Origin of the sequence: Cribrihabitans neustonicus (genome assembly GCF_048820895.1) — a bacterium.
GTDB lineage: Bacteria > Pseudomonadota > Alphaproteobacteria > Rhodobacterales > Rhodobacteraceae > Cribrihabitans_A > Cribrihabitans_A neustonicus.
The window spans coordinates 1-1,172 of record NZ_JBMERQ010000038.1; the positions used below are offsets into that span (position 1 = coordinate 1).

The window sequence follows — 1,172 nt, forward strand, 5'->3', positions numbered from 1 at the left end:
AAGGAAAAGTTTGAGCGTAATAAACCGCACGTCAACATCGGCACCGTCGGCCACGTTGACCACGGCAAGACCACGCTGACCGCAGCGATCACCAAATACTTCGGCGACTTCAAGGCCTACGACCAGATCGACGGCGCGCCGGAAGAAAAAGCCCGCGGCATCACCATCTCCACCGCCCACGTGGAATATGAAACCGACGCGCGCCACTACGCGCACGTCGACTGCCCCGGCCACGCCGACTACGTGAAGAACATGATCACCGGTGCGGCGCAGATGGACGGCGCGATCCTGGTGGTGAACGCCGCTGACGGCCCGATGCCGCAGACCCGCGAGCACATCCTGCTGGCCCGCCAGGTTGGCGTGCCTGCCCTGGTTGTCTTCATGAACAAGGTTGACCAGGTCGACGACGAGGAGCTGCTGGAGCTGGTGGAAATGGAAATCCGCGAGCTGCTGTCCTCCTACGAGTTCCCGGGCGACGACATTCCGATCATCGCGGGCTCCGCGCTGGCGGCGATGGAAGGCCGTGATCCGGAAATCGGCGAGAACAAGATCCGTGAGCTGATGGCGGCCGTGGATGAGTACATCCCGACCCCGGAGCGCGCCGTGGACCAGCCGTTCCTGATGCCGATCGAGGACGTGTTCTCGATCTCCGGCCGCGGCACCGTTGTGACCGGCCGTGTCGAGCGCGGCGTGATCAACGTCGGCGACGAAATCGAGATCGTCGGCATCCACGACACCAAGAAGACCACCTGCACCGGCGTGGAAATGTTCCGCAAGCTGCTGGACCGCGGTGAGGCAGGCGACAACATCGGCGCCCTGCTGCGCGGTGTCGACCGTGACGGCGTTGAGCGCGGCCAGGTGCTCTGCAAGCCGGGCTCGGTGACCCCGCACACCAAGTTCGAGGCCGAAGCCTACATCCTGACCAAGGAAGAAGGCGGCCGCCACACCCCGTTCTTCGCGAACTACCGTCCGCAGTTCTACTTCCGCACCACCGACGTGACCGGCACCGTGACCCTGCCGGAAGGCACCGAGATGGTGATGCCGGGCGACAACCTGAAGTTCGCCGTCGAGCTGATCGCGCCGATCGCGATGGAAGACGGCCTGCGCTTCGCCATCCGTGAAGGCGGCCGCACCGTCGGCGCCGGCGTTGTGTCGAAGATCATCGAGTAATC

General features: G+C 64.3%; 1 protein-coding gene. It reads left to right on the top strand.

Annotated elements, in window-relative coordinates; all coding sequences use genetic code 11:
• Positions 1 to 1,170 (top strand): elongation factor Tu (gene tuf, locus ACOHWE_RS20120; protein ID WP_420668524.1); only part of this gene is annotated, 1,170 nt, incomplete at its 5' end.
• Between the last annotated feature and the right edge of the window lie 2 nt (positions 1,171 to 1,172).